Origin of the sequence: Bradyrhizobium sp. LTSPM299, assembly GCF_000938235.1 — a bacterium.
In the GTDB taxonomy this organism is placed as follows: Bacteria; Pseudomonadota; Alphaproteobacteria; order Rhizobiales; family Xanthobacteraceae; genus Bradyrhizobium.
The window spans coordinates 177,011-201,101 of record NZ_JYMU01000031.1 but is presented as its reverse complement, the minus strand read 5'-3'; the positions used below and the strand labels follow the sequence as shown (position 1 = coordinate 201,101).

The following is a 24,091-nucleotide window of genomic DNA, read 5'->3' as shown; positions in this document are numbered from 1 at the left end:
ACCGGGGGCCTGATAACCACCCTTAACCACCCCAGAGCGGCCCCCGCAAGCCGTTTTTCCCTTCGTTTTTTCATGGACTTACCGGCCGGTTACAGGATTTCCCAGGGCCTTGCATCGGACCGCGAATAGTGACTGGCGAATAGCCGTTGGAAACCCCCATTCGCCACGCGCGATTTGCCACGCGTTCACGGCCCAAACACCACCGCATGCATGATCCGCCCGGGCACGAAGGTGAACAGCCCGGCAGTGACCAGCGCGCCGGCAAAAATCGAGATCATCGTGATCTTGTGGCCGCGGACATTGTGCCGGCGCGCGTAGAACACGCCGAGCAACAGCATCACCAGCGAGAAGATCGACAGCAAGTGGATCGGGCTCCACGGGCCCAGCCGCCGGATCTGATGGATCCAGAACGAGCTCAGCGCCACGACCAGCATCAGGATCACCCAGATCCAGCCCAGCGTCCGGTGCAGCAGGGTGCCCTTCGGGGCAGCCAATTGCACCACGCCGAGCACGAAGGCGGCCATCGCCGCAAACGCATGGAGCGGGATCGCGGGAGCGGCGTCGAGGAGCGGCGCGAGGGACATATGAGACACCGGAAGCGATGACACCGAACAGATCGACCGAACAACCAATGTAACGAATACTTACATCTATCTTTACAATGTCAAGTTCAATTTGCGGCAGTCTTTGCCACAGAAGAACGCTTTGCCGTTTTCGAAGCGATCGCCGAGCGCCACGCTGCAAACGAACACTGTTGGCGGGCGAGTACTCCATTCGTTGCTGCAGGCCGCCGCGGCTGGTAAAAATGCGCCGTGATCAAGGTCCGTCAGGGCACGGCAACGACGACATGACCAACGTATTGTTCGTTTGCAGCGCCAATCGCTTGCGCAGCCCGACCGCCGAACAGGTGTTTTCGACCTGGCCAGGGATCGAGACGGATTCGGCGGGCGTCTTGGCCAGCGCTGCCGTTCAGTTGTCGGCCGAACAGGTCGATTGGGCCGACATCATCTTCGTCATGGAGAAGGTCCACCGCAGCAAGTTGACACGGCAGTTTCGTAGCCGCTTGAAGGACAAGCGCGTCATCTGCCTCGACATTCCGGACGACTACGAATTGATGGACCCAATGCTGATCCGGATGCTTGAGAACCGCGTCCCCCGCTTCCTGCCGCAGCCGCGGCCATCTGCAAGATAACGGCGGCCTCCGGTCAGAACGGGATGTCGTCGTCCATGTCGCTGTTGCGGGCGCCTGCCCCGCCTGCCGCCACCGCGCGACGTGGCGCCGAACTGACCGGGCCGGCCGACCCGAAGTCGCCGCCGCCATCGTCGGCGAAGCTGCCGCCGCCGCCACCGCTGCGGCCGTCAAGCATGGTCAGGCTGGAGTTGAAGCCCTGCAGTACGACCTCGGTCGAGTATTTCTCGACACCGCTCTGGTCAGTCCATTTGCGGGTCTGCAACTGGCCCTCAATGTACACCTTGGCACCCTTCTTCAGGTACTGCTCGGCGACCTTGCAGAGGCCTTCATTGAAGATCACGACGCGGTGCCACTCGGTCTTTTCCTTGCGCTCGCCGGTGCCCTTGTCGCGCCAGGTTTCCGAGGTTGCGATGGAAAGATTGGCGATCGGACGGCCGTCCTGCGTCCGCCGGATCTCCGGATCCTTGCCGAGGTTTCCGACCAGAATCACCTTGTTCACGCTTCCCGCCATCGCTTCTTCTCCACCAAAATAGGGCCAGCCGGACATCGGCCGCCACTCTCAACCTTCGCCACTTACTGCAGGCGCCGCGGACGACCCTATACTGCGACGCCGGTCCGCCGCCTCCGCGATCGCGCAGGCCCGCAACGGTTATCCACATATAGCATCGCAGACGCCGATGTTCCAGTTTCGTTCTCTGCAACCAGCCGTAGCAGTGAGCGCGACCATTGTGAGTCGGCCGGTTCCACCTCACGAGCCGCGCGAGACCTTCGCCACTTCAAGAAAAGTACAAACAAATCATTACCTTGCCGCGATCTAACTTCCCCGGCGAGTGTGGCATTTGGGAGACGGCCTATGTGGTTGAATCACGCTATAGATGCGACCGAACGGGCGTGGGCGCTCGCGACACTTTTTCTGGACCTCAACGCTTCGGGACCAACGAGAAGCGGACAAGAGCTGGAGTTTGATGATGAAGAAATTTTTGCTTGGAACGGTTGCCCTGGTCGCGTTTGCCGCGCCGGCTGCCGCTGCTGACCTCGCTGCACGTCCTTACACCAAAGCCCCCCCGATGATTGCCCAGGTCTATGACTGGAGCGGCTTCTATGTCGGCGCCAACGGCGGCTGGGGCTCGAGCCACAATTGCTGGGATCAGGTCCCGGGCGGCATCTTCATCGGTTCGGATGGTTGCCATGACGCAACCGGCGGCGTTGCCGGTGGCCAGATCGGCTATCGCTGGCAGACCGGCACCTGGGTGTTCGGCCTTGAAGCGCAGGGCGACTGGGCTGACCTGAAGGGCACCAATGGCAGCCTGGTTTTCCCAGGCTTCTTCACCAACCAGACCAAGGTCGATGCCTTCGGCCTGTTCACCGGCCAGATCGGCTACGCCGCCAACAACGTGCTGCTCTACTTGAAGGGCGGCGCGGCCGTGACCGACAACCGGTACAACACCTACTTCACGCCGACTGGCCTTTTCCTCGCCAGCGCTAGCGACACCCGCTGGGGTGGCACGGTCGGTGTCGGCCTCGAATACGGCTTCGCCCCGAACTGGTCGGCCGCGGTCGAGTACGACCATCTGTTCCTGCAGGACAAGACCTACAACCTGACCACGCCGGGTGGCTTGCTGTTCAGCTCGATCCGCGAGCGCCAGGACGTCGACCTCGTCACCGTCCGCGTCAACTATAAGTGGGGCGGCCCGGTCGTCGCCAAGTACTGATCAGACGTACTGATCGCGCGATCCGACTTCATTCGAACGAAAGGCCCGCCTTGCGCCGGCCTTTTTGTTTTGCGGATTTGTTTGCCGCCGAGCGTTCTGCCTCGCCGGACCGCGGCCATCGATCGATAAGCGAATCGATATGGTTAAATCTCAATAAACTGCAAAACATTCAGCGAAATCAAATTGATAGTCCATGTTGCGCGCGGGTGACGGTCGCGTTCAACCCCAGATGGTAGCCTGTCCCGAATTGCAGATTCGAAGCGGGATGAATCCCATGAGAAAGCTTCTTGTTGCAGCCACCCTCGCCGCTCTCAGCGCCTCCTCCGCGTCCGCGGCTGATCTCGCCCCGGCGACAGTGGCCAAGGCACCGGTGCCGCCGGCCGTCGCTCCAGCGATCAACTGGAGCGGGTTCTACGTCGGTGTTCAGGGTGGCGGCGGCTGGGGACCAGCAAAGAAACCTTCCGCGGCGCGCCGAACGATCCGACCTTCGTCGGGACCCAGACCTACGACACTAGCGGCGGCTTCGTCGGCGGCGTGATCGGTACCAATTGGCAGGCCGGTCCCGCGGTGTTTGGCCTCGAGGGTGACTACCACTGGTCCGGCATCAATGGCCGCTCAGCGGTCATCAATGTCGGGCCTCCGAGCTTGCTCGACACCTACTACACGGCGTTGCGCAGTTTCGGCGACATCAAGGGCCGTCTCGGCTATGCCGACGGTCCCGCGCTGTGGTTCGTCAGCGGCGGCGCCGCGGTTGGCGACATCCAGCACCGTTACAGTGCCGGGCTCGTGCCTCCGTCGGTTTCCGCCAGCGAGACACGCTGGGGTTGGACCGTCGGCGCCGGCGTCGAATACATGTTCGCACCGAACTGGTCGGCCAAGGTCGAGTACAACTACCTCGATCTCGGCAAGGGCTCGATCCAATACACATCGGCGACCGCCGACCGCTCGGACTGGAACGACACCTTCCACACCGTCAAGGCGGGCCTCAACTATCACTTCAGCTGGGGCGGCCCGGTTGTCGCGAAGTACTGATTGCGTGGGCTGATCCACCCGCAAAAGGCCGGCCTCGCGCCGGCCATTTTTGTTGCCCAAAAGCACTACCCAGGTGCCTCGAACTGCACGTTTACCGTGCATTGTTGCGCTGCGGTTACACCATTTCCAGTCTTGTCCGTATAGACACGCATCAACGTCAGGCAACACGGCCGACGCTCCCCTCCAAAGGCCCTCCAAAGTCTTGGAGGGAAACCACAAAACGGGACTGGGAATTTTTGAAATGAGGAATGTTCTGCTGGCATCGGCCGGCTTGCTCGTTCTGAGCGCGTTTGCACCCGCCATGGCTGCCGATATGGCGGCCCGGGCTCCCTACGTGAAGGCGCCGCCGCTGGCCGCCGTCTACAACTGGACCGGCTTCTACGTCGGCGGCTTCGGCGGCTATGCCAGCGAAGACTCCGGCACGCCGAAGATGAGCGGCGGCTTCGGCGGCGGCACCGTCGGCTACAACTGGCAGGCCGGCAACATCGTGTACGGTCTTGAGGCCGACGCCGGTGGGGCTGACGTCAGCGCTTCGGTTACGGCGCTGGGCATCACCGCGAAGAGCAAGACCGACGCGCTCGGTACCGTTCGCGGCCGCATCGGCTTCGCTGTCGACCAGGTGCTGTTCTACGGCACCGGCGGCTACGCCTGGATCGACAACAAGATCAGTCTCAGCGCACTCGGCGTGACCGTGTCACAGAGCAACTTCCACTCCGGCTGGACCGTCGGCGCGGGCATCGAGGCGTTCTTCGCCCCGCAGTGGTCGGTCAAGGGCGAGTACCTCTATCGCGACCTCGGCAGCGAGACCTACTTCGGCATTCCCTCCGGCGACCTCAAGCTGCACAGCGTCCAGGTCGGCGTGAACTATCACTTTGGCGGCCCGATCGTTGCCAAGTACTGAGTGAAGGACTGATAGCTCACGATCACATCGTGACGAAAAGGCCGGCCTCGCGCCGGCCTTTTTGCTTTGTGGGAACCCTTGCTGCTGACGGCTGCTGCCAACAGGCAAACTATCCGTTGATGGACCCAACTCGGCACTGGAAATCCCTGGCCGTTCTTCCTACGTTCCAGCCTTCACAGCATCGGCGCAGGGTCCCGGCATCACCGGCGATGCGCGCCCCAAAAAGGCGCACGCGTCACGCGCCCGGAAATTGCCGCTATGGATGAAGTGCTCAAGTCGAAGCGCCCGCAGAACGGCTCCTCATCGCGCGCCATCACGATCCGTGGCGCGCGCGAGCACAATCTGAAAAACGTCGACGTCGAAATTCCGCGCGACAAGCTCGTCGTGTTCACCGGCCTGTCCGGCTCCGGCAAATCCTCGCTCGCCTTCGACACCATCTATGCCGAGGGCCAGCGCCGCTACGTCGAGTCGCTCTCCGCCTATGCGCGCCAATTTTTAGAGATGATGCAGAAGCCCGACGTCGACCAGATTGACGGCCTGTCGCCGGCGATCTCGATCGAGCAGAAGACGACGTCGAAGAACCCGCGCTCCACGGTCGGCACCGTCACCGAGATCTACGATTACATGCGCCTGCTCTGGGCCCGCGTCGGCGTGCCCTATTCGCCGGCCACAGGGCTGCCGATCGAGAGCCAGATCGTCTCGCAGATGGTCGACCGAGTGCTCAATCTGCCCGAGGGCACCCGGCTCTATCTGCTGGCGCCGGTCGTGCGCGGCCGCAAAGGCGAGTACAAGAAGGAGCTCGCCGAATACCTCAAGAAGGGCTTTCAGCGCGTCAAGATCGACGGCACCTTCCACGAACTCGCGGAGGCGCCGACGCTGGACAAGAAATTCCCGCACGACATCGACGTCGTGGTCGACCGCATCGTGGTGCGCCCCGACCTCTCCCAGCGCCTCGCCGAAAGCTTTGAGACCGCGCTGAAGCTCGCCGAAGGCCTGGCCGTGATCGAATATGCCGACGCGCCGGCGGGTGCTGCGGACGAGAAGAAATCCGACAAGAAGACCGCAAAGATCCACGACAAGAGCGGGCCCGAGCGCATCCTGTTCTCGGAAAAATTCGCCTGCCCGGTCTCCGGCTTCACCATCCCCGAGATCGAGCCGCGGCTGTTTTCGTTCAACAACCCCTATGGCGCCTGCCCGGCCTGCGGCGGCCTCGGCGTCGAGCAGCATATCGACGAGGACCTCGTCATCCCCGACAAGGAGCTGACCTTGCGCAAGGGCGCGATCGCGCCCTGGGCGAAATCATCGTCGCCCTATTACATCCAGACCCTGACCGCGCTCGGCAAGCACTACAAGTTCGCGCTCGACACCAAGTGGAAGGATTTGCCGAAGAAGACGCAGGCAGCGCTGCTGCACGGCTCCGGCGAGGACGAGATCAAGTTCTCCTATGAAGACGGAGTCCGCTCCTACGACACCAAAAAACCGTTCGAGGGCGTCGTCACCAACATCAACCGCCGCTACCGCGAGACCGAGAGCGAATGGGCGCGCGAGGAGCTGGCGAAGTATTTCTCCGACGTGCCGTGCGAGGGCTGCCTCGGCTACCGGCTCAAGCCGGAGGCGCTCTGCGTCAAGATCGGGGCCAAGCATATCGGCGAGATCTCGGAGCTCTCGGTCCGGCGCGCCGGCGAATGGTTCGAGACCGTGCCGGCGGCACTCAATGCCCAGCAGAACGAGATCGCCGCGCGCATCCTGAAGGAGATCCGCGAGCGGCTGAGCTTCCTGCTCGACGTCGGCCTGAACTACCTGACGCTGGCGCGGGCCTCCGGCACGCTGAGCGGCGGCGAGAGCCAGCGCATCCGCCTGGCGTCGCAGATCGGCTCGGGCCTCACGGGCGTGCTCTATGTGCTGGACGAGCCGTCCATTGGCCTGCACCAGCGCGACAATGCCCGCCTGCTCGAGACGCTGAAGAGACTTCGCGACCTCGGCAACACGGTCATCGTGGTCGAGCATGACGAGGATGCCATCCGCCTCGCCGATTACGTGCTCGACATCGGCCCCGGCGCCGGCATGCATGGCGGCCACATCGTCGCCGAGGGCACGCCCGACCAGATCATGCGCAATCCGAAATCGCTGACCGGGAAATACCTCACCGGCGAGCTGTCGGTCGCGATCCCGGAGCGGCGGCCGCCGAACCATCGGCGCACGCTGAAGGTCATCAACGCCCGCGGCAACAATCTCAAAAACGTCTCGGCCGAGATCCCGCTCGGCCTGTTCACCTGCGTGACCGGCGTCTCCGGCGGCGGCAAGTCGACGCTGTTGATCGACACGCTCTACAAGGCGATCGCCCGCAAGCTCAACAACGCCAGCGAGGGCGCCGCGCCGCACGACCGCATCGAAGGTCTCGAGCATATCGACAAGATCATCGACATCGACCAGTCGCCGATCGGCCGCACGCCCCGTTCGAACCCCGCGACCTACACCGGCGCCTTCACGCCGATCCGCGAATGGTTCGCCGGCCTGCCCGAGGCCAAGGCGCGCGGCTACGAGCCCGGGCGCTTCTCCTTCAACGTCAAAGGCGGCCGCTGCGAGGCCTGTCAGGGCGACGGCGTCATCAAGATCGAGATGCACTTTCTGCCCGACGTCTACGTCACCTGCGACACCTGCAAGGGAAAACGCTACAACCGCGAGACGCTCGAAGTCCTGTTCAAGGGCAAGAGCATCGCCGACGTGCTCGACATGACCGTCGAGGAAGCCGCCGACTTCTTCAAGGCGGTGCCGCGCGTCCGCGAAACCTTCAAGACCCTGCACCGCGTCGGCTTGGATTACATCCATGTCGGCCAGCAGGCGACGACCCTGTCGGGCGGCGAGGCCCAGCGCGTCAAACTGGCAAAAGAACTGTCAAAGCGCGCCACCGGCCGCACGCTCTACATCCTGGACGAGCCGACGACGGGGTTGCATTTCCACGACGTCGCCAAGCTCCTTGAGGTGCTGCACGAGCTGGTCGCCCAGGGCAACACGGTGGTCGTGATCGAGCACAACCTCGAAGTCATCAAGACCGCTGACTGGGTGATCGACCTCGGCCCCGAAGGTGGCGACGGCGGCGGCGAAATCGTCGCCTGGGGCCCGCCGGAAGATATCGTCAAGGCACCGCGGAGCTACACCGGCAAGTTTCTGGCGCCGGTGCTGAAGAAGGCGAACAGCAAGCCAAGGAAGAGCAGCAGCGCGAGTGAGGCGGCGGAGTAGCCTCGCCAGTGGCTCGCGTCCTGGCTGGGTCGCATGTCGCAGGACTACCGAACCTCAACGAGATTGGGGGCTATGCCGCGCCTGGCCATCACTTCCCGCTCGGAGGCAAATGTGCCCTTGGCGTTGCAGCTGCCATCCCCAATGGAAGCGTGGTTGCCATGGTCACCGATCGGGTTTGATGGCCTTCCATTCAGACCGATGTCCCAGAAGTACGACACGCAGACCCGGGCATCAGACGGCACCGTGCGGCACGTCCTCGGTGGACCAGGATCACACTGTCTCAAGTCACGATAAAAGTAGATCGGCACGCCCTCGCAGGAGACACTCCATTTCCAGAGCGTTTTGCTAATCGTGCACGAGTCTGGATGAAGCGCGTAGGCGGCGCTCAGCTCTGGCAAGTCCAATTCCGCGAGCGACAGTCGCATCGCCTCTTCGGTGGAGGGAGCGGTGGCCACTCTAACAGTCTTCCAGCCAAACCAGCCGACGCCAATCAACACTATCGCACCAAGTACGATGTGCCATTCGGCACGTCGCTGACCGTGATGCGCGTCTTGATCCGTCATAAACCGTCCAACATTGTGCCGACCATCCCAAGACGTCAGTCCGGAATATACCAAGTCTGGCCGGATAGGAGAGCGATGGAAACTGCGTTTCCTGTGTCTACGCTTAATGCTTAAATAACAATGCCCTACTCCCTCGCCATCATCGATCTCGATGGCACGCTGCCGACAGCTTTCCGTGGTTTCGGCGCGCGACTATGCCAGCTTCCATTGAAGGCCTAATCTCGAAATCCAAGCGCTATTCAGGAACCAGATGATGCCAATCACGGAAGCAGCACGCCTGAAACTCCTGTCCTCGCCCGTCGGCCGCATCCGCGTCGTGCTCGACACCGACACCTACAACGAAATCGACGATCATTTCGCGATCGTGCAGATGCTGTTGTCGCCGGATCGCTTCGACGTCGAGGCGATCTACGCTGCGCCGTTCTTCAACGTGCGGTCGGATGGTCCGGCCCATGGCATGGAGCTGAGCTATCAGGAGATCCTGCGCCTGTTGGAGCGGCTGGAGATGTCGCCGGAAGGCCTGGTTCATCGCGGCGTCACCGAGTATGTCGGGCCGGGGAAGCAGGCTCGCGCAGGGCCCGCGGTCGATGACATGATCGCGCGCGCCCGCGCCGGATCGCCGGACAATCCGTTGTATATCGTGGCCATCGCGGCGATCAGCAACGTCGCCTCGGCGCTGCTGAGGGCGCCTGACATCATCGATCGCGTCGTCGTGGTGTGGCTGGGCGGCCATGCGCTGGAATGGCCTGACACGGCCGAGTTCAATCTCAGGCAGGATGTCGGCGGGGCGCAGGTGCTGTTCGACAGCGGCGTGCCGCTGGTTCTGGTGCCGTGCCGCGGCGTGACCTCACATTTGCACTCGACGGTACCGGAGATCGAGCGTTACGTCGAACCGCATGGCAGCATCGGCGCGTTCCTGGCGATGCGCTTCAAGGAATATTCAGCCGATCATCTCGGCTGGGCCAAGGAGATCTGGGACATGGCGCCGGTCGGCTGGCTGCTCAATCCGGATTGGGCGCCGAGCGTGATTGTGCCGGCGCCCATCTTGACCGATCAGATGACGTGGAGCATCGATCGCCGGCGGCACGCGATGCGCTACGTGACCTCAATCAACCGAAACGCGATCCTGAGGGATTTCTTCCTGAAGCTCGCGGCCTTCGCTGCCGTTCCCCGTTAACCCCCGAGCAGGCCAGCTATCGCCTCGTCGATCCCGATCTGGCCCTTGCGGACGATCGTGCCTGGCCGCCCGAATGCGATCCAGCCCTCGTTGAAGCCGTCAATCATCTGCATCCGCGGCAACGGGTTGGTCATGCCCTGGCTGCGGAAGATCTGCTCCCACTCCGCGCGGGGCACGACGTTGGCCCGCACCGGCCTGCCGAGCGCCTTGCCGAAGGCCGCGGCGATCTGGTTCGGGCTGACGCCGCCGGCATCGAGCTCGATCACGCGAACGCCCTGCCAGCTTTCCGTCAGCAGCGCGGCCACGGTGCGGCCGACATCTTCCGCCGAGATCATCGACACCGGCCGGTCGAGCGGCTGCAGATAGCTCTGGATCACGCCAGTCTCTTTGGCGGCGGCGACATCGAGCGCGGCGTTTTGCATGAACCAGGCCGCCCGCAGGAAGGTGACCGGCAAGTCCAGCGTCGACAGCGCCTGCTCCAGCAGGCCGAGCTGGTTCAACAGGTTCGGCCGGGCCGCTTCGGCGCCGATGGTGGAGAGCGCCACCACGCGTTTCGGTCGCGCGCGCTCCAGCGCCGTCCGCAACGTCGCGATCATTGCCCTTCCCTCGCGGAAGTCCGGTGACGGATCGAACGCTGGCGGCAGCATCACGAATGCGGCTTCGCAGTCTTGCAAGGCGCTGGTCAGCGCGGCTGGATTATCGAGACCGGCAATAACAGGCGCGCAGCCGAGCTCCGCCCATGGCTTGCCTTTCGCAGCGTCACGAACCAGCACGCGCAACGGCTTGCCATCCGCCAACAATGCGCGCGCTGCCGCGCCGCCGACTTTTCCGGTCACACCCATGATTGCGTACATCTGATCTCTCCATCTTTGTTTGATTGTCTGTGGCGTCGAGCAAGTCGCCGCTGTGGGTGGTCACCACGGCAAGGTCTTGCCGTGGCGGTCTATGAAACGAAGGCCCGGCCTGCCGGCCTGGGCCTCGACCGCGGCGACCACGTGCGGGATGCTCTCCTCGATCGACAGCGCCGCCGCGTCCGTGCCCATCTCGGTGCGCACCCAGCCGGGCGCGACCAGCAGCAACGCGCGGCTGTCGCCGGCGTAGCGCTTCGAAAAGCAGGCCATCAGCATGTTGAGTGCGGCCTTGCTCGAACTGTAAAGTTCCCAGGCGCCCGGATTGTGGGCAATGCTGCCGAGCTCTGACGACATCACCGCAATGACGCCGTTGCGCGACACCTGGTGCTCGAACAGTTCGACCACGCGCATCGGGCTCAGCGCATTGGTCAGCATCATCGCGAGAAACTCCTGCTCGCGGACGTCCTTCGGCGTGTCGTCGCGCGCCAGGCAGATGCCGGCGTTGACGAACAGGGTATCGAGCGTCCGGCCCGCCAGGCGCTGCCTAAGCGCTTCGACCGATCTGACGTCGGTGATATCAGCAGTTTCAATCGTGAGGGAGGCCGGAAATCGTGCGGCAATCCGGTCGAGCGCCGCCGATGGCGAGCGTACCGTCGCAATGACGTGAAAGTCGCGCGCGCAATACTCCTCGGCCAACGCGAGTCCCAACCCGCGCGAAGCCCCGACGATAAGTACGATGTTCCGCTTGGCCATGGAGAGCGCCTTCGCTGCGTTTGGTCCGATCCACGAACCTCCCACGCCGACGCTCATGACAGAAGCGCGCTTCTGTCACCGTACTACTGACAAAACAGCATGAATTACCGATGCGCCGGTGGCTCGCGGATCACTTTCGAGACGAAGTCGACGAAGGCGCGGACCTTGGCCGGCTGGTGGTTGCGCGAGGGATACAGCGCATAAAGGGGGAAGGTCTCGCCGGACCAGTCCGGGAACAGATCGATCAACCGGCCGGACTCCAGCAGCGGCTGGATCCGAATCGCGAGCACCTGCGCGATCCCGGTGCCTGCCAGGCACTCGTTGACCATGGTGCCGACATCGCTGACATAGAGGCGGCTCAAGGTCGCCACGGGAAGCACCTTGCGGCCGCGGTGAAACTCCCAATCGAACGGCCGCCGCGTCACCGGATCGAAGAACTGGATGCAGTGATGCCCGGCAATGTCGGATGGATGCACAGGCCGTCCGTGCTTTTTGAGATAGCCTGGCGACGCCACCGTGAGCACCCGTGTCTCCATCAGCTTGCGCGCGATGGCGCTGGCCACGACAGGTTCGCCGAACCTGACAGCGACATCGATCCCGTCGGTCACGAGGTCGCCGACATGATCGCGCGTCACGAGCTCGAGCGTCAGCTCGGGGTGCGCCCGCAGAAATCCGCCGAGCCGGCCCGAGAGCTGGCTGCGCAGAAAATACGGGTCGATGTCGACCCGCAGCCGCCCGCGCGCGACGCCGCCGGCCCCCGACGCCGAGACCGCCGCCTCCTCGATGCCGAACAGCAGCGGCGCGACCTGCTCGTAGAACAGCCTGCCCTCGTCGGTCAGCACCATCGACCGCGTGGTGCGATCGAGCAGCCGCACGCCAACCCGTTCTTCGAGCCGGCCGATCGCCCGGCTGACGCCCGAGGCCGTGATTCCCAGCACGTCGGCAGCGCGCGCAAAGTTGCGCGACTGGACCACCGCCGCCAGCACGCTGATTCCCGAAAGCAGCCGACCATCGAACGACATCGCGGAACTCCTGAGTCAATGTCAGGAATGATGGGGACTTGATGTCCTTGACGCAAGTATGTGGCCCGGGTGAGCGAGGCAATATCGTGGACTATTGGTGGAGGACGACGGGGCCGCCGCATGTCGCTCCGCTCCTGCGGGCCACTATCGGCGAACTCCGAAGCTGGGCCTACACCGCGGCGAAATAATCATCACGGGAGTAAGTAGATCGACCAGTATTTCGAATGTCACGCTCGCCGTAGGTGACGCGATCGGAACCGGCCATCTTCGATGACCAGGTAGCGATCGAACAATTCCTCACCGTATCGGTCAATCGCCATAGCTGGTCGCTTTGCTTTGAGCGTTGAATTTTCGGAAGCGATCCGAAGCAAGACAAGACCCGGCACGGCCCGCTCTCGGCGAAAGACAAGGTCGCCGAAATCCTTGTCTTCCGTGAGCAGGATGCGTTTCTCGCGCGCAGCGAGCGCAATGACATCGACATCATTCAGCCCCGCAGCCGTTTCGGCGACGTACAGGACGTCGTGACCAACAGCGCGTAGAGAGGCGACCAAAGGCGCTCCGACGCACTCATCCACAAGCCAGCGTACGGGTCAGCCGTAAACGATCTCTTCATCGGCAAGATAATCGGAGGCAAATGCCTGAGCGGCCAGGATGTCATCTCGTGCCAGCCGCGGATGGTCCGCCAGGATAGCCTCCGGCGACATACCGGCGCCCAGCTTGCGCAGCACGAACTCGACCGGAATGCGGGTCCCGCGAATAACCGGCTTTCCGTCCATGACTCCAGCGTTAATTTCGATACGCTCGTTCGGCATGATCCTCTCCGGGGATGAGCAGTCTGTCAGATAACGGGCTGTCTGTCTGCACCCGCCCCTAACTCCCCGATCGCTGCTTGCTTCGGCCACCCCATCCGTCACGGCTACTCCGTCCGCCTGAGAAACGCCCCGAACGCGCGCGGGCCGTCGCCGACCTTGATCTCGCCCACGACCTTCAGTTCAGCCACGTCGATCAAATTGACCGTGTTGCTCTCCCAGTTCACGACCACGACGCGCCGCCCGTCCGCCGTCGCCTCGATGCCCTCAGGGTAATCCCCGACCTTGATCCGCTTCAACGGCTGCAACGTCACGAGATCGAATACGCTCACGGTGCCGTCATATTGGTCGGTGACGAAACCGCGGCCCTGTGCCAGCGCCACCGCATAGGGGCGCAAGCCGACATGCACGCGGCCGATCTCGCGGGCGGCGGCGATGTCGATCACAGAGACGTCGTTCGAGCCGACATTGGCTGTGTAGGCGCGCTTGCCCTCGGCATCGATGGTCACGCCGAACGGACGCGTGCCGACCTTGACGATCCCCTTCCGCTCGCGCGCCGATGTGTCCACGATGGACAGGCTGTCGTCATCGCGGTCCGCCGACAGCAGCAGCCGCCCGTCGGGCGTCACCGCGAGCCCGGACGGCGATGCGCCAACGGCGATACTGGCGACGACCCGCTGCGCTCTCGCGTCGATCACCCGCACCGCGGCGGCGTACCAGTCGGCGACATAGACCGTCGCGCCGTCGGGGGCGACGGCGATGCCGAGCGGACCGCCGCCGACATCGATCCGGCCGGCGATTTTTCGTGCGCTTGCGTCGACCACGGTCAACGCCTTAGCATCGGGGCTCGTCACATAGGCAAAGCGACCATCCGGCGTGACGGCGACGCCCGCCGGCTTGCCGCCGATTGCAATCGTCGCGACTACCTTCGACGTCGCGAGATCGACGACCGTCAGGTCATCGCTGAGCTGGTTGGTGACGAAAGCCTCCTCGGCATGCGCGGCGGCAAGGCCGGCAAATAGTGCCGCGAAAGCAATCCCGCGCACAGCTAACTGCCACTCTCGATCTTCTTCTTCAGCGCCTCAAGCCCGGCGCGATAGAGCCCGCTCACCGCTGCTTTCGCGGCCTCGTCGTTCAGTTCCGGCGGCGGGTCGTTGTTCGGAAAGCCGCGGTAGAACGCGCCGGCCCATTCCAGCTTTGCCTTGCCGTCGGGCGCCGGCGACACTGTCAGCGTCGAGGAATAATTGGTGACCGGCAGCACCTTCACGTCGACCGCCGTAATCCGGTACGAATAGCTCAACATCTCCGGCTCGTACTTGTAGAGCTCCTCGTCGATCGTGGCACCGTCGGTCAGCATCAACCGCCTGGTAGCGCCGATCTCGTTGCCTTTTTCGCCCTTGGTCTTGCTGACACCTGCAAGCCAGCTCATGTCCTGGAAATTGCCGATCACAGCCCAAACCTTGGCCTGCGGCGCGTCGATCTCGATCGATTCCCGCACCTTCTGGCGGGTCGGCCCGTGGGCCCAGGCGGCTCCCAAAATTGCCAACGCCGCCACCACGACGCCAACCTTCGCGATCGCTCCCCTCATGCCGTCTCCCCGATGTTGTGTTCGGTCTGCGCCATATCGCGTGCCGAAGCTTATGGTCGACATTCTGGACCAAATGGGAACCGGTTTCTTGCACCAGAGCGAAGTACCGGCCGTCGTCTTCCTCGGGAGGCAAGCCTGCGAGGCGAGGGGCATGTTGATCGGGCGATTTCGTCTGGCCATCAGGACGGATCCGGGGGAAACAACTGATAGCATCCATCGTTATACCGGAGCCGGCTGCAATCCGAGATGGCAGAGCGTCCATGCCCAGCACCGCCTACGCCCTTTTCCGCAACGCTATCCTGACCGAACAGCAAGTCGTGTGCATCTATGATGGCCGGCCGCGCGAGCTCTGCCCGCACATCATCGGCCGCAACAAGAGCGGCGAACAGGTCGTGCTGGCTTGGCAGTTCGCCGGCGAGAGCTCGGGCCAACTCCCGCAATGGCGCTGCCTGCGGCTCGCCCATGTCAGCGATGTCAGCTTGCGCAAGGGCCGTTGGCACGAAGGCGGCTCGCACCGCACCGAACAAACCTGCGTCAGCGACATCGACCTCGATATCAACATCCATGTGCGGAAACGGCGGTGACCCGCCCCTACATCTGAGTTGCCCGACGGCGCAAGCCCTCACGGCAACAATAATTCGCTTTATCCGAAGGTCAACTCAGTGTATGAATCTGCCCGTCCTACCCGAACGAGGGGCGAGCGCACGTCACGAACGCGCGGTGGGATACGGTGGACGCCAAGGTCACGACTGACGTGCGTGGCTGAGGCGGACGGTGAAATCGTGTGGTCCCGACGCCCCAGTGGCAGGCAAAAGTTCGCAGGAAGCAAGTGCTTCCTACGGATGACGGTGACAAACAAGCCCGGTCTCCGCCGGAGAGCAAGTATAAGCCGTACCCCATCGCGCAGGGAAAGCCGGAGTGCCTCCGCTGGACCTGTATGCTCGTGTGCGTTTCTTTCTCTCACTTTGCACACGAGACCGCGGACGCAGCCTGCACCCGGCTTTCCCTGCGCCCTGTTTCGAGAGGGCGGAACGAGATGCAAAGCTCGGGCGAAACACGCCGCGGGAACGCGACTTCATGAGTCATAAGACGCGCAACAAATTCGGTGTCGTCCCGGCGCAGGCCGGGACCCAACCACAAATGATGATTTAAGCGAAGCTGGAACGACGAGTCCCACCTATAACACCCGCCGCCGAGTATGGGTCCCGGCCTTCGCCGGGACGACGATGTGGAGAGAGCGTGCCCCCCTACGGCCGCTCCGCCTCTTCCAATACCTCGAGCACCAGCTCCACCGTCATCAGCACCGGATTGTCGCCGCGTACCAGCCGGCCCTCGGCGATGCCGCCGAGATAGTCGACCAGCGCGATGTCGAGGGTCGCGCGCACCCGACCGTTGGCATCGGGGGCAACCTGCCCCGCCGTCACCGCAAGCTCGGTTGCAAACGGCACCACGCTGCGGCCGTCAGTGAAACGGGCGCCGACGGTCGAACCGACGCCACCATGCAGGCGGGCGCGCAGGATGCCGTGCTGGCGGCAAAAGCCTTCCAGCGCGCCGGCAAAATCCTGGTTCGGCCGCAGCCGCAAGGCAAAGGCGCGGCTCGTGGTCTTCGCGCCGGCCGGCGCGGTTGCGACCGGACCGAACAGCTTGAACCCGGTCTCGCTGTCGGGCTCGGCCAGGAACGTCGCACCGTCGATCCCGAAAGCATCAACCTCGAAGGGTTCAGCGACGACAGTCTCCTCCGGCAGCATATGGCCGCCGTTGAAGCGTCCATCGGACTCGGTCCACAGCCCGTGGCAATGAAAGAACGGCGCGCCGTCGCGCTCACCGAAGGTCAGCGCCGCGAGCTTGAGCCGCGTCATGCCATCAGGACGAAAGGTGTCGCTATAGAACGCGGCGTTGCGGCCGTCCCTGGACAGCGCCGGCATCACGTAAGCAAACGGCCCGAGCGCACCACCTTTGGCGCTGAGCACGCCGCCCGAAAAACCTTCCACCGCAAAGCCGCGGCGCACGGCTTCGAGCAAGGGAATGCCTGTTACCAGCACGAATGAAAAGGCGCGGCCACGCGCCGCGACCGATTGGACGCGCTCGGGGATCGGAGCGCCGGGTTGGGCGATGCTGCGCATCGCGCTAGCTGCCCGTCGACTTGGCGATCACTTCGAGCAGGCCGCGCGCCTCGAGCTCGTCGCGGACCATTCGCTTCGGCACCTTGCCGTAGCCGGACTTCGGCAGCGCCTCCCAGAAGAAGAAGCGCTTCGGCATCTTGTAGCGCGGCACCTTCGGCGCGAGATACGCCGCCAGCTCCGCCTCTCCGACCGGCTGCGCGCCTTCGCATGCAACGCAGACGGCTACACCGACCTCGCCCCAGAACGGATCGGGCACACCGAGGACCGCGACCTCACCCACCGCGGGATGGGTCAGGATCTTCTCCTCGATCTCGCGCGGATAGATGTTGGAGCCGCCAGAGATGTACATGTCGGAGGCGCGGCCGGTGATGTAGACGAAGCCTTCCTCGTCGATGTGGCCGAGATCGCCGGTGCGGAACCAGCCGTCGCGAAACGCCTTCGCATTGGCTTCGGGGTTGTCGTAATAGCCCGCGAACACGCCGGGGCCGATCACGCAGATCTCGCCGGTCTCGCGCGGCTTCAGCTCGCGGCCGTCGTCGCCCTGGATCGAGACCTGCATGCCAGTGCGCTCGAAGCCGCAAGTGCCGATCCGCGCATGCGGGCCGTCCTCGGGGTCGTGCAGGCCAGGCGGCAACACGGTGATGTTGCCGGTGACCTCGCCGAGCCCGAAATACTGCACCAGCACGCCGCCGAGCTTTGCCAAGGCGGCCTTCTGGTCCTCGCGATACATCGGCGCGCCGGCATAGATGATGTAGCGCAGCGAGGAATGATCATGCTGGTCGGCGGCGGGATGCTCGACCATCATCTTCAGGATCGTCGGCACCGTGAACATGTTGCTAACGCGGTGTTTGGCGATCAGCCGGAACGCTTCGGCGATGTCGAACTTCTCCGACGGCAACAAAATTGTCGGCACGCCACGCGCGGTCTGCACCAGCTGATGGACGCCGGCGCCGTGCGACAGCGGCGCCACCACCAGCGAGGCATCCGCTTCGGTGGTGCCAGGCATCAAATCGGCGAGATGGTTTGTTATCACGAAGGCCATCTGGCCATGGGTCAAGACCGCGGCCTTGGAGCGGCCGGTGGTGCCGGAGGTGAAGAAGAACCAGCAGGGATCGTCATACTCGACGGCGACATTCTCGACCTGCGCGCCGGCGTGCTTGGCAATGACGTCACCGACAACAGCCTCGCCGAACGTGCCCTCCTCGCCGATCCGCCAGGTGAACTCCAGCGCCGGATTGGCAGCCGCCCTGGCATGGTCCGGGAAATCGCCGTGGCAAAGAAACGCCTTGGCGCCCGAGGCCGCCGCGAGATAGGCGACCTCATCCGGCATCAGGCGGAAATTGGTCGGCACCCAGACCGCGCCGAGCCGGAACGCCGCGAACATCGACCAGAACATCTCGTCGCAGTTCCTGGAATGGACCAGGATGCGGTCGCCCTTGACGATGCCGCGCGCGGCGAGCGCCGCCGCCAGCGCCGAGACGTTCTGGTCGATATGGCGCCAGGACCAGGCCTTCTCGGCCCAGATGAAGCCGGGGCGATCGGCGTGCCGGCGGGCGTTCTGGGTCAGGATGTAGGCGAGGTTCATCACTCGACGCGACACCCGCGCGATCCCACCGCGCGGCGCAGTGGTGGCCACTTCGCTCATCGTCGGCCCAACAGCAAGACGACGCCAAGCAAGGTCAGGACGAGTTTCATCGATGTTTCCTCGGCTGCATCAGGGTTTTTGGTCGCGCCCGCGACGTTGATCCCTGCCGGTTTATCGTCATCGCGCGGGGTTCGGCAAGACCTGCCGTATCAGGCCTATCCCGGCTCAAACGGCGCGGTCGCAATCGACGGTCCCGGCATCAGGACGGTGCCGTTAGCGCACGCCCGTCCCCTTGCAACGCTGGCACTTCACCACCTTGTCGCCCTTCTTCAAAAGGCCCTTGCCCTCGCAATTCTTGCATTTCTGCTTCTTCTTGACGTTGGGGCCTTTTTCATTGGGCATGCTTTCCTCCAGGCGATGTTGCCGCTGGCTTCACCATGGGGCAGCCACGCATCCCCGTCTATAAGCACCGCACCTGATATGGAAGAACGGGATCGCCTGGAGTTTTTCCCGGCTAGCGCGACGCCCCGAGGCGTTCCAGCGCCCCTTGCGCGGTCTGCAAGTCCGGGTGCAGCTCGAGTGCCTTGCAAAAATCGGCGATCGCGCCCTGCTTGTCGCCGAGCTGCATCTTGCCCAGCCCACGATTACTCCAGGAATATGCGTCGTTCGGGTCGTACTGCAGCGCCTTGTCGTAGTCGGCGACGCCGCCCTTGGCATCGTCCTGAACGAGGCGCACCAGGCCGCGGTTGCGCCAGCCGCGCGGATCCGTCGGCGCGATCTTCGCCGCCTCGCCATAGTCGGCGGCGGCGCGATCGAGGTCCTTGATGTCGCGGTAAGCATTGCCGCGGTTGATATAGGTGACCACATCGGGCCGGAGCTGGATCTGCGTCGTGTAGTCGGCGATCGCATGCGTCACGTCGCGCTTGCGGAAATAGGTGAAGCCGCGATTGCCGTAGGCCGACGCAAGCTTCGGATTATGCTCGATCGCCAGGCTGAAATCGGCCAGCGCCCGGTCGAGATCACCCTTGCTGAGCCAGGCATCGCCGCGATTGTTGTAGGCGAGCGCAAAGGTCGGGTCGACGCGGATCGCCTCGTCATAGTCGGCGATCGCATGATCGAAATCCTTCGTGCTGGCCGAGATGCGGCCCCGATTGGTGTAGGCGCAGGCGCTAGCAGGATTGAGGTTGATGGCTTCGTTGAGGTCGGCGAGCGCGGCATCGATCTCACGCGTCTCGGTCAGCCCGTAACCGCGGGCGCAATAGGCCGCGGCGAGCCGGCGGCCAGTCTCGGTCTTGCCATCGATCACGGCTTTGCAAGCAGTGACGCGATCGGCCGGCGCGGTCGCGTTGCCGATGCAGGCTTGCCAGTTCGGATCATCAGCAGCGGACGCGCGCGGGGCCTGCGCCGCCACAAAGGCCGCACTGAGCAGAATACCGGTCAGACAGGCCGAAAGGCGCATCTCGTCAATCCACAAATGCCGATTTGTGGGTTGGTCGCGCCTTTGCACGGACCGGTTCACGGGCTTACATCAGTGCCCGTCAACCAATGGAATTTGCGATGGCCGCCGTCCGCGACAACAAAGCCCAAAACCGCTTCGAGCTCGATACCGACGGCGGCATGGCCTTTGCCAACTACCGGCTGACGTCATCCGCCGTCATCATCACCCATACCGAGACACCGCGCGCGCTGCGCGGCCGCGGCATTGCGTCAGAGCTGGTCAAGGGGGCGCTGGACCTGATCCGCGCCGACGGCCACAAGGTGATCGCCGGCTGCGGTTTCGTGGTGGACTACCTCGACAAGCATCCGGAATACGCGGATCTCGCGGGGTAGACCCTCGTTTTGACGCGTTTTGTTTACGCGAACCGGTATCCACTTCGCTTCACAACGCTACAGTACCCCATCCGTCAGACGATCTTGATCGACATGTCGGGCAGGCCCTCAAGCTTGCAGAGCAGCACGTCGCCCTTGACCACCGGGCCGACATTTTCAGGCGTACCGGAATAGATGATATCGCCGGCCTTGAGTTCAAATGCCTCGGAGAGCTTTGCGATCTGCTCGGCAACGCTCCAGATCATGTTCTTCAGATCCGAACTCTGCCGCACCGTGCCGTTGACCGCGAGCGAGATCGCGCCCGCCTTGAAATGGCCGGTCTTATCAGCCGGATGGATCGGGCCGAGCACCGCGGCGTGATCAAAACTCTTGCCGATCTCCCACGGCTTCTTCTCGGCGGCCATGCCGTTCTGCAAATCGCGCCGCGTCATGTCGAGACCGAGCGCATAGCCATAGACGTGATCGAGCGCCGTCTCGGCCGGAATATTGGCGCCGCCGGATTTCAGCGCCGCCACCAGCTCGACCTCGTGGTGATAGTTCTTGGTCAGCGACGGATAGGGATGATCGGCGACGGTGCCGACCGCGACATTCTGGATCGCATCGGTCGGCTTCTGGAAGAAGAACGGCGGCTCGCGGGTCGGATCGGAGCCACGCTCGATCGCATGCGCTGCGTAGTTGCGACCGATGCAGTAGATGCGGCGAACCTGGAACACCTCGGCCTCGCCGACGATCGGGATCGTGACAGCCGGTACCGGAAACATCGCCTTCGGCCCGGCTTGCGCCTCTGCCGGCGCGGATTGCGCGGCGGTGCCGGCCAGCGCCAAGGCACTGGTCGTCAACATGGTCCGGCGGTCGAGATCGGTCATGGGTATTCTCCTGGGCGTTCCCCTCGTTATTCCCCGATCTATAGATGTTCGCCGATCCATAAAAAAGAGCCCGCGGCAACGCGGGCCCTGATCCGATCTGTGGGCGTTTCGTTAGTGCTTGATGTCCGGGGGGAGCTTGCCGCCGTTGGCGGCGAGCTTGGCCATCACCTGCTTGTGCAGCCAGATGTTCATGCTGGCGGAATCGTTGGTGTCGCCGGTGTAGCCGAGCTCATGGGCGAGCTCCTTGCGCGCACTGAGGCTGGAATCGATGTCGAGCGCCTTCATCAGGTCAACGATCGAGGTTCGCCACTCCAGCTTCTCCCCCTTCGCGGCAACCGCCTTGTCGAGGATGGGAGCCACGTCGACGGTCTGCGCGGGCGCCGCAGCAGGCGCGGCGGCGGGAGACGACGACGATGCGCTGGCGGAGGACGATCCGCCGGCGGAAGCTGTGCTCGTGGCCGCCCCGCCAGCAGGCGTGGCGCTGGCGCTGCTGCCGAAGATCGCGCTCATGATTTTTCCGAAAATGCTCATCGTTCGCTCCCACAGGACTTGAGAAGATGTGAAGGTCAGGCGGCGCTGGGACGCCTGACCGCGGTCGCCGTTCAAGTGTATAGCCCCCTCCATAGCTTGCCAATGCGACATTCACTTAAGCGTGAGTGCGTGCTTTCGACGCGGTTTGGGAGTACCTTGATTATTCAGTTCGCGACACGGCCAGTTCCCTGCTCTGTCTTTTGCGTCTGGCCTTGCTTGTGATCGCTTCGAGAAGCGGCACGTTTGTGCCCGAACGCCGGGCGCAAAAATGCGGCCGTCCAGAGGGAGACAACGACCATGGCCACTCCATATCAAGGCAATGTCACATCTGTGACGCCGGGCGGACAAGGCACCGCGTCGGCGCCTGTGATCCGCACCATCGGCCTGTCCGATTTGCACCAAGCGCTGCGTCTCGGCTGGGAAGACTTCAAGGCGGTACCAAGCCACGCCATCGTCCTGTGCCTGATCTATCCCGTGCTCGGCCTCGTGCTCGCGCGCACGGTGCACGGCTATTCCGTGCTGCCCCTGCTGTTTCCGTTGGCCGCGGGCTTTGCCCTGCTCGGCCCGTTTGCCGCAATCGGCCTCTACGAGATGAGCCGCCGCCGCGAGAACGGCGGCGAACCGTCAGCATTGGATGCCTTGCAGGTGTTCCGCTCGCCTTCGTTCGGCGCCATGCTCGGGGTCGGCACGCTGTTGTTCGCTCTGTTCGTGACCTGGATCGCGACCGCGCAGACCGTCTACACGGCGGTGTTCGGCTACGAGACCGCCGCCAACATCCCCGATTTCGCAGAGCGCATCCTGACCACCCAGCAAGGATGGTGGCTGATCGTGGCGGGCTGCGGTATCGGCTTCCTGTTCGCGCTGGTGGCGCTGTGCATCAGCGTGGTCGCATTCCCGATGATGCTTGACCGCCAGGCGAGTGCCGGCGAAGCGATGGTGACGTCGATGCGCGCGGTTGCGCAGAATCCGGTACCGATGCTGGCTTGGGGTCTCATCGTCGCGGCGCTGTTGGTGCTGGGCACCCTTCCGTTCTTCCTCGGCCTCGCGGTCGTGATCCCGCTATTGGGTCACGCCACCTGGCATCTTTATCGGGAGGTCATCGTCAAGGATCCCAATGCCCAGCCGGTCATTCCACAACCGCGCGAGCGCAAGCCTGCCGCGGATTTCCCGGCCAACCTGTTCCCCTGGCGGCGCAGCGATCGCGGATAGATACCGACCACGATCTCGAGCAATTCCGACGATGCGACAAACCGCCGGCTGATCCCCAGCCGGCGGTTTGCCATGCTGTCAGCAAAATCCGGCCACCAACGGATGCGTCGGTGCGGCATTTGCGTCAGTATTGGGCGAATCGATCGGTCGACCACCAGCCATGTTTTGGCCGCTGTTGCCACGAACATGCCAGCCGGGTTCCGCGACCAATGTCGATGACATCGCAGGCTCTGGAGTGAACTTCCATATGACTTCTCGCTTGACCTATCGCACGCTCGCCCTCGGCGCGTGGCTGCTGACATCGACGTTACCGGCGCTGGCCGCCCCCTGCGGCACGGGGACGTTCGAGGCTTGGCTCGACGATTTCAAGAAGGAGGCCGCCACCAAGGGCATTTCGCAAAACGCGATCCAGGCTGGCCTGACCGGCGTTACCGTCGACAAGGCGATCCTGGCGCGCGACCACTCGCAGCAGGTCTTCAGCCAGACCTTCGAGCAGTTCTCTGGCCGTATGGTGCCGCCACGTATGACCCGCGGCTCCAACATGATGAAGCAATACGGCTCGGTGCTGTCGCGGATCGAGGAGGCCTACGGCGTACCCGGAGAGATCCTCGTGGCGATCTGGGGGCTGGAGACCGATTTCGGCGTCAACACCGGCAAGTTTGCGACCATGCGGTCGCTGGCGACGCTCGCCTATGATTGCCGGCGCTCCGACATGTTCAAGGCCGAGATGATGGATGCGCTACGCGTCATCGAGCGCGGCGATCTCGCGCCGCAGGACATGCGCGGTGCCTGGGCCGGTGAGATCGGCCAGACCCAATTCATGCCGTCGTCCTACATCAAGTTCGCCGTCGACTTCGACGGCAATGGCAAGCGCGACCTCTTGCACAATGTGCCCGACGTGCTGGCCTCCACCGCGAACTTCCTCAAGAGCTATGGCTGGAAGAAGGGCAAGGATTGGGAGCCCGGCAGCGAGAACTTTGCGGTGATCCAGCAGTGGAACAAGAGCGAGGTCTACGCGAAGACTATTGGCTATTTCGCCACGCAGCTCGCTCACGCCCCGTAGATAGACATGTCAAAGGGCCGATCGCCCCAGGCGACCGGCCCCTA

General features: G+C 63.6%; 25 protein-coding genes and 1 pseudogene. 10 read left to right on the top strand and 16 right to left on the bottom strand.

All coding sequences use genetic code 11. The annotated features are described in order from the left end of the window. Positions 1-185 precede the first annotated feature (185 nt). Positions 186-584: a DUF2306 domain-containing protein gene (locus UP10_RS18455; protein ID WP_044588703.1), complete on the bottom strand. Its 399-nt coding sequence runs from the start codon at positions 582-584 to the stop codon at positions 186-188. A gap of 263 nt (positions 585-847) precedes the next feature. On the opposite strand from UP10_RS18455, the gene UP10_RS18450 reads away from it, so the two are divergent. Next, entirely contained in the window at positions 848-1,192 is a 345-nt protein-coding gene (locus tag UP10_RS18450) for a low molecular weight protein tyrosine phosphatase family protein (RefSeq protein ID WP_044588782.1), read from the top strand. 13 nt (positions 1,193-1,205) lie between these two features. On the opposite strand, the gene UP10_RS18445 is transcribed toward UP10_RS18450, so the two are convergent. Further along, positions 1,206-1,703, bottom strand: a complete 498-nt coding sequence (locus UP10_RS18445) for a single-stranded DNA-binding protein (RefSeq protein ID WP_044588781.1) — start codon at positions 1,701-1,703, stop codon at positions 1,206-1,208. A 457-nt stretch (positions 1,704-2,160) separates the two neighbouring features. On the opposite strand from UP10_RS18445, the gene UP10_RS18440 reads away from it, so the two are divergent. From UP10_RS18440 to uvrA, 4 genes and pseudogenes are all read left to right on the top strand, one after another. Further along, on the top strand, positions 2,161-2,904 hold the full coding sequence (locus tag UP10_RS18440; protein ID WP_044588702.1) for an outer membrane protein: 744 nt from the start codon (positions 2,161-2,163) through the stop codon (positions 2,902-2,904). A gap of 274 nt (positions 2,905-3,178) precedes the next feature. Next, a pseudogene (locus UP10_RS18435) lies at positions 3,179-3,936 on the top strand (outer membrane protein). A gap of 241 nt (positions 3,937-4,177) precedes the next feature. Beyond that, positions 4,178-4,837, top strand: coding sequence for an outer membrane protein (locus tag UP10_RS18430; protein ID WP_044588701.1), 660 nt, complete (start codon positions 4,178-4,180; stop codon positions 4,835-4,837). Positions 4,838-5,095: 258 nt separating this feature from the next. Continuing rightward, on the top strand, positions 5,096-8,077 hold the full coding sequence (gene uvrA, locus UP10_RS18425) for an excinuclease ABC subunit UvrA (protein WP_044588700.1): 2,982 nt from the start codon (positions 5,096-5,098) through the stop codon (positions 8,075-8,077). 44 nt (positions 8,078-8,121) lie between these two features. On the opposite strand, the gene UP10_RS18420 is transcribed toward uvrA, so the two are convergent. Further along, entirely contained in the window at positions 8,122-8,640 is a 519-nt protein-coding gene (locus tag UP10_RS18420; protein WP_044588699.1) for a hypothetical protein, read from the bottom strand. Positions 8,641-8,893: 253 nt separating this feature from the next. Here UP10_RS18420 and UP10_RS18415 point away from each other — a divergent pair, with 253 nt between their 5' ends. Then, positions 8,894-9,817 (top strand): nucleoside hydrolase, encoded by a 924-nt coding sequence (locus tag UP10_RS18415; RefSeq protein ID WP_044588780.1) that lies wholly within the window; start codon positions 8,894-8,896, stop codon positions 9,815-9,817. On the opposite strand, the gene UP10_RS18410 is transcribed toward UP10_RS18415, so the two are convergent. The 7 genes from UP10_RS18410 to UP10_RS18380 form a co-directional block, all read right to left on the bottom strand. After that, positions 9,814-10,671, bottom strand: a complete 858-nt coding sequence (locus UP10_RS18410; RefSeq protein ID WP_044588698.1) for an NmrA family NAD(P)-binding protein — start codon at positions 10,669-10,671, stop codon at positions 9,814-9,816. The two genes, UP10_RS18415 and UP10_RS18410, sit on opposite strands and share 4 nt — an antisense overlap. Positions 10,672-10,731: 60 nt before the next feature. Next, entirely contained in the window at positions 10,732-11,421 is a 690-nt protein-coding gene (locus tag UP10_RS18405; protein WP_044588779.1) for an SDR family NAD(P)-dependent oxidoreductase, read from the bottom strand. Between the two features lie 104 nt (positions 11,422-11,525). After that, positions 11,526-12,443, bottom strand: coding sequence for a LysR family transcriptional regulator (locus UP10_RS18400; protein ID WP_044588697.1), 918 nt, complete (start codon positions 12,441-12,443; stop codon positions 11,526-11,528). Between the two features lie 227 nt (positions 12,444-12,670). Beyond that, on the bottom strand, positions 12,671-13,018 hold the full coding sequence (locus UP10_RS18395) for a DUF5615 family PIN-like protein (RefSeq protein ID WP_044588696.1): 348 nt from the start codon (positions 13,016-13,018) through the stop codon (positions 12,671-12,673). A gap of 15 nt (positions 13,019-13,033) precedes the next feature. Then, positions 13,034-13,255: a DUF433 domain-containing protein gene (locus UP10_RS18390; RefSeq protein WP_044588695.1), complete on the bottom strand. Its 222-nt coding sequence runs from the start codon at positions 13,253-13,255 to the stop codon at positions 13,034-13,036. 104 nt (positions 13,256-13,359) lie between these two features. Next, positions 13,360-14,298, bottom strand: coding sequence for a YVTN family beta-propeller repeat protein (locus UP10_RS18385; RefSeq protein WP_044588694.1), 939 nt, complete (start codon positions 14,296-14,298; stop codon positions 13,360-13,362). Positions 14,299-14,300: 2 nt separating this feature from the next. Next, on the bottom strand, positions 14,301-14,840 hold the full coding sequence (locus tag UP10_RS18380) for an SRPBCC family protein (RefSeq protein WP_044588693.1): 540 nt from the start codon (positions 14,838-14,840) through the stop codon (positions 14,301-14,303). 260 nt (positions 14,841-15,100) lie between these two features. Here UP10_RS18380 and UP10_RS18375 point away from each other — a divergent pair, with 260 nt between their 5' ends. Beyond that, entirely contained in the window at positions 15,101-15,424 is a 324-nt protein-coding gene (locus tag UP10_RS18375; RefSeq protein ID WP_044588692.1) for a hypothetical protein, read from the top strand. Positions 15,425-16,087: 663 nt separating this feature from the next. On the opposite strand, the gene UP10_RS18370 is transcribed toward UP10_RS18375, so the two are convergent. From UP10_RS18370 to UP10_RS18360, 4 genes are all read right to left on the bottom strand, one after another. Continuing rightward, positions 16,088-16,963, bottom strand: a complete 876-nt coding sequence (locus UP10_RS18370; protein WP_044588691.1) for a PCC domain-containing protein — start codon at positions 16,961-16,963, stop codon at positions 16,088-16,090. A gap of 4 nt (positions 16,964-16,967) precedes the next feature. Next, positions 16,968-18,608 carry an acyl-CoA synthetase gene (locus tag UP10_RS18365; protein ID WP_044588690.1) on the bottom strand — a complete coding sequence of 547 codons (1,641 nt, stop codon included), beginning with the start codon at positions 18,606-18,608 and terminating at the stop codon, positions 16,968-16,970. Between the two features lie 213 nt (positions 18,609-18,821). After that, positions 18,822-18,950 carry a hypothetical protein gene (locus UP10_RS46370; protein WP_283806030.1) on the bottom strand — a complete coding sequence of 43 codons (129 nt, stop codon included), beginning with the start codon at positions 18,948-18,950 and terminating at the stop codon, positions 18,822-18,824. 112 nt (positions 18,951-19,062) lie between these two features. Further along, entirely contained in the window at positions 19,063-20,007 is a 945-nt protein-coding gene (locus tag UP10_RS18360; RefSeq protein ID WP_044588689.1) for a tetratricopeptide repeat protein, read from the bottom strand. A 98-nt stretch (positions 20,008-20,105) separates the two neighbouring features. On the opposite strand from UP10_RS18360, the gene UP10_RS18355 reads away from it, so the two are divergent. Beyond that, positions 20,106-20,378: a GNAT family N-acetyltransferase gene (locus tag UP10_RS18355; protein ID WP_044588778.1), complete on the top strand. Its 273-nt coding sequence runs from the start codon at positions 20,106-20,108 to the stop codon at positions 20,376-20,378. 74 nt (positions 20,379-20,452) lie between these two features. On the opposite strand, the gene UP10_RS18350 is transcribed toward UP10_RS18355, so the two are convergent. Continuing rightward, positions 20,453-21,244 carry a fumarylacetoacetate hydrolase family protein gene (locus UP10_RS18350; RefSeq protein WP_044588688.1) on the bottom strand — a complete coding sequence of 264 codons (792 nt, stop codon included), beginning with the start codon at positions 21,242-21,244 and terminating at the stop codon, positions 20,453-20,455. A gap of 111 nt (positions 21,245-21,355) precedes the next feature. Then, the gene (locus tag UP10_RS18345; protein ID WP_044588687.1) at positions 21,356-21,775 is read right to left on the bottom strand and encodes a DUF3597 domain-containing protein; all 420 of its coding nucleotides are present in this window, start codon (positions 21,773-21,775) and stop codon (positions 21,356-21,358) included. Positions 21,776-22,072: 297 nt separating this feature from the next. On the opposite strand from UP10_RS18345, the gene UP10_RS18340 reads away from it, so the two are divergent. Next, on the top strand, positions 22,073-22,984 hold the full coding sequence (locus UP10_RS18340; RefSeq protein WP_044588686.1) for a DUF2189 domain-containing protein: 912 nt from the start codon (positions 22,073-22,075) through the stop codon (positions 22,982-22,984). Positions 22,985-23,231: 247 nt separating this feature from the next. Continuing rightward, a complete protein-coding gene (locus UP10_RS18335) occupies positions 23,232-24,047 on the top strand; it encodes a lytic murein transglycosylase (RefSeq protein ID WP_044588777.1) in 816 nt (271 codons plus the stop codon). The last annotated feature ends 44 nt before the right edge of the window (positions 24,048-24,091 follow it).

Coding starts and splice junctions, on each gene's coding strand:
- UP10_RS18415 (WP_044588780.1), top strand. CDS start 8,894: ATGCCAATCACGGAAGCAGCACGCCTGAAACTCCTGTCCTCGCCCGTC.
- UP10_RS18350 (WP_044588688.1), bottom strand. CDS start 21,244: ATGACCGATCTCGACCGCCGGACCATGTTGACGACCAGTGCCTTGGCG.
- UP10_RS18340 (WP_044588686.1), top strand. CDS start 22,073: ATGGCCACTCCATATCAAGGCAATGTCACATCTGTGACGCCGGGCGGA.
- UP10_RS18430 (WP_044588701.1), top strand. CDS start 4,178: ATGAGGAATGTTCTGCTGGCATCGGCCGGCTTGCTCGTTCTGAGCGCG.
- UP10_RS18440 (WP_044588702.1), top strand. CDS start 2,161: ATGAAGAAATTTTTGCTTGGAACGGTTGCCCTGGTCGCGTTTGCCGCG.
- UP10_RS46370 (WP_283806030.1), bottom strand. CDS start 18,950: ATGCCCAATGAAAAAGGCCCCAACGTCAAGAAGAAGCAGAAATGCAAG.
- UP10_RS18345 (WP_044588687.1), bottom strand. CDS start 21,775: ATGAGCATTTTCGGAAAAATCATGAGCGCGATCTTCGGCAGCAGCGCC.
- UP10_RS18390 (WP_044588695.1), bottom strand. CDS start 13,255: ATGCCGAACGAGCGTATCGAAATTAACGCTGGAGTCATGGACGGAAAG.
- UP10_RS18410 (WP_044588698.1), bottom strand. CDS start 10,671: ATGTACGCAATCATGGGTGTGACCGGAAAAGTCGGCGGCGCGGCAGCG.
- UP10_RS18360 (WP_044588689.1), bottom strand. CDS start 20,007: ATGCGCCTTTCGGCCTGTCTGACCGGTATTCTGCTCAGTGCGGCCTTT.
- UP10_RS18380 (WP_044588693.1), bottom strand. CDS start 14,840: ATGAGGGGAGCGATCGCGAAGGTTGGCGTCGTGGTGGCGGCGTTGGCA.
- uvrA (WP_044588700.1), top strand. CDS start 5,096: ATGGATGAAGTGCTCAAGTCGAAGCGCCCGCAGAACGGCTCCTCATCG.
- UP10_RS18405 (WP_044588779.1), bottom strand. CDS start 11,421: ATGGCCAAGCGGAACATCGTACTTATCGTCGGGGCTTCGCGCGGGTTG.
- UP10_RS18355 (WP_044588778.1), top strand. CDS start 20,106: ATGGCCGCCGTCCGCGACAACAAAGCCCAAAACCGCTTCGAGCTCGAT.
- UP10_RS18420 (WP_044588699.1), bottom strand. CDS start 8,640: ATGACGGATCAAGACGCGCATCACGGTCAGCGACGTGCCGAATGGCAC.
- UP10_RS18455 (WP_044588703.1), bottom strand. CDS start 584: ATGTCCCTCGCGCCGCTCCTCGACGCCGCTCCCGCGATCCCGCTCCAT.
- UP10_RS18365 (WP_044588690.1), bottom strand. CDS start 18,608: ATGAGCGAAGTGGCCACCACTGCGCCGCGCGGTGGGATCGCGCGGGTG.
- UP10_RS18370 (WP_044588691.1), bottom strand. CDS start 16,963: ATGCGCAGCATCGCCCAACCCGGCGCTCCGATCCCCGAGCGCGTCCAA.
- UP10_RS18400 (WP_044588697.1), bottom strand. CDS start 12,443: ATGTCGTTCGATGGTCGGCTGCTTTCGGGAATCAGCGTGCTGGCGGCG.
- UP10_RS18335 (WP_044588777.1), top strand. CDS start 23,232: ATGACTTCTCGCTTGACCTATCGCACGCTCGCCCTCGGCGCGTGGCTG.
- UP10_RS18445 (WP_044588781.1), bottom strand. CDS start 1,703: ATGGCGGGAAGCGTGAACAAGGTGATTCTGGTCGGAAACCTCGGCAAG.
- UP10_RS18450 (WP_044588782.1), top strand. CDS start 848: ATGACCAACGTATTGTTCGTTTGCAGCGCCAATCGCTTGCGCAGCCCG.
- UP10_RS18375 (WP_044588692.1), top strand. CDS start 15,101: ATGCCCAGCACCGCCTACGCCCTTTTCCGCAACGCTATCCTGACCGAA.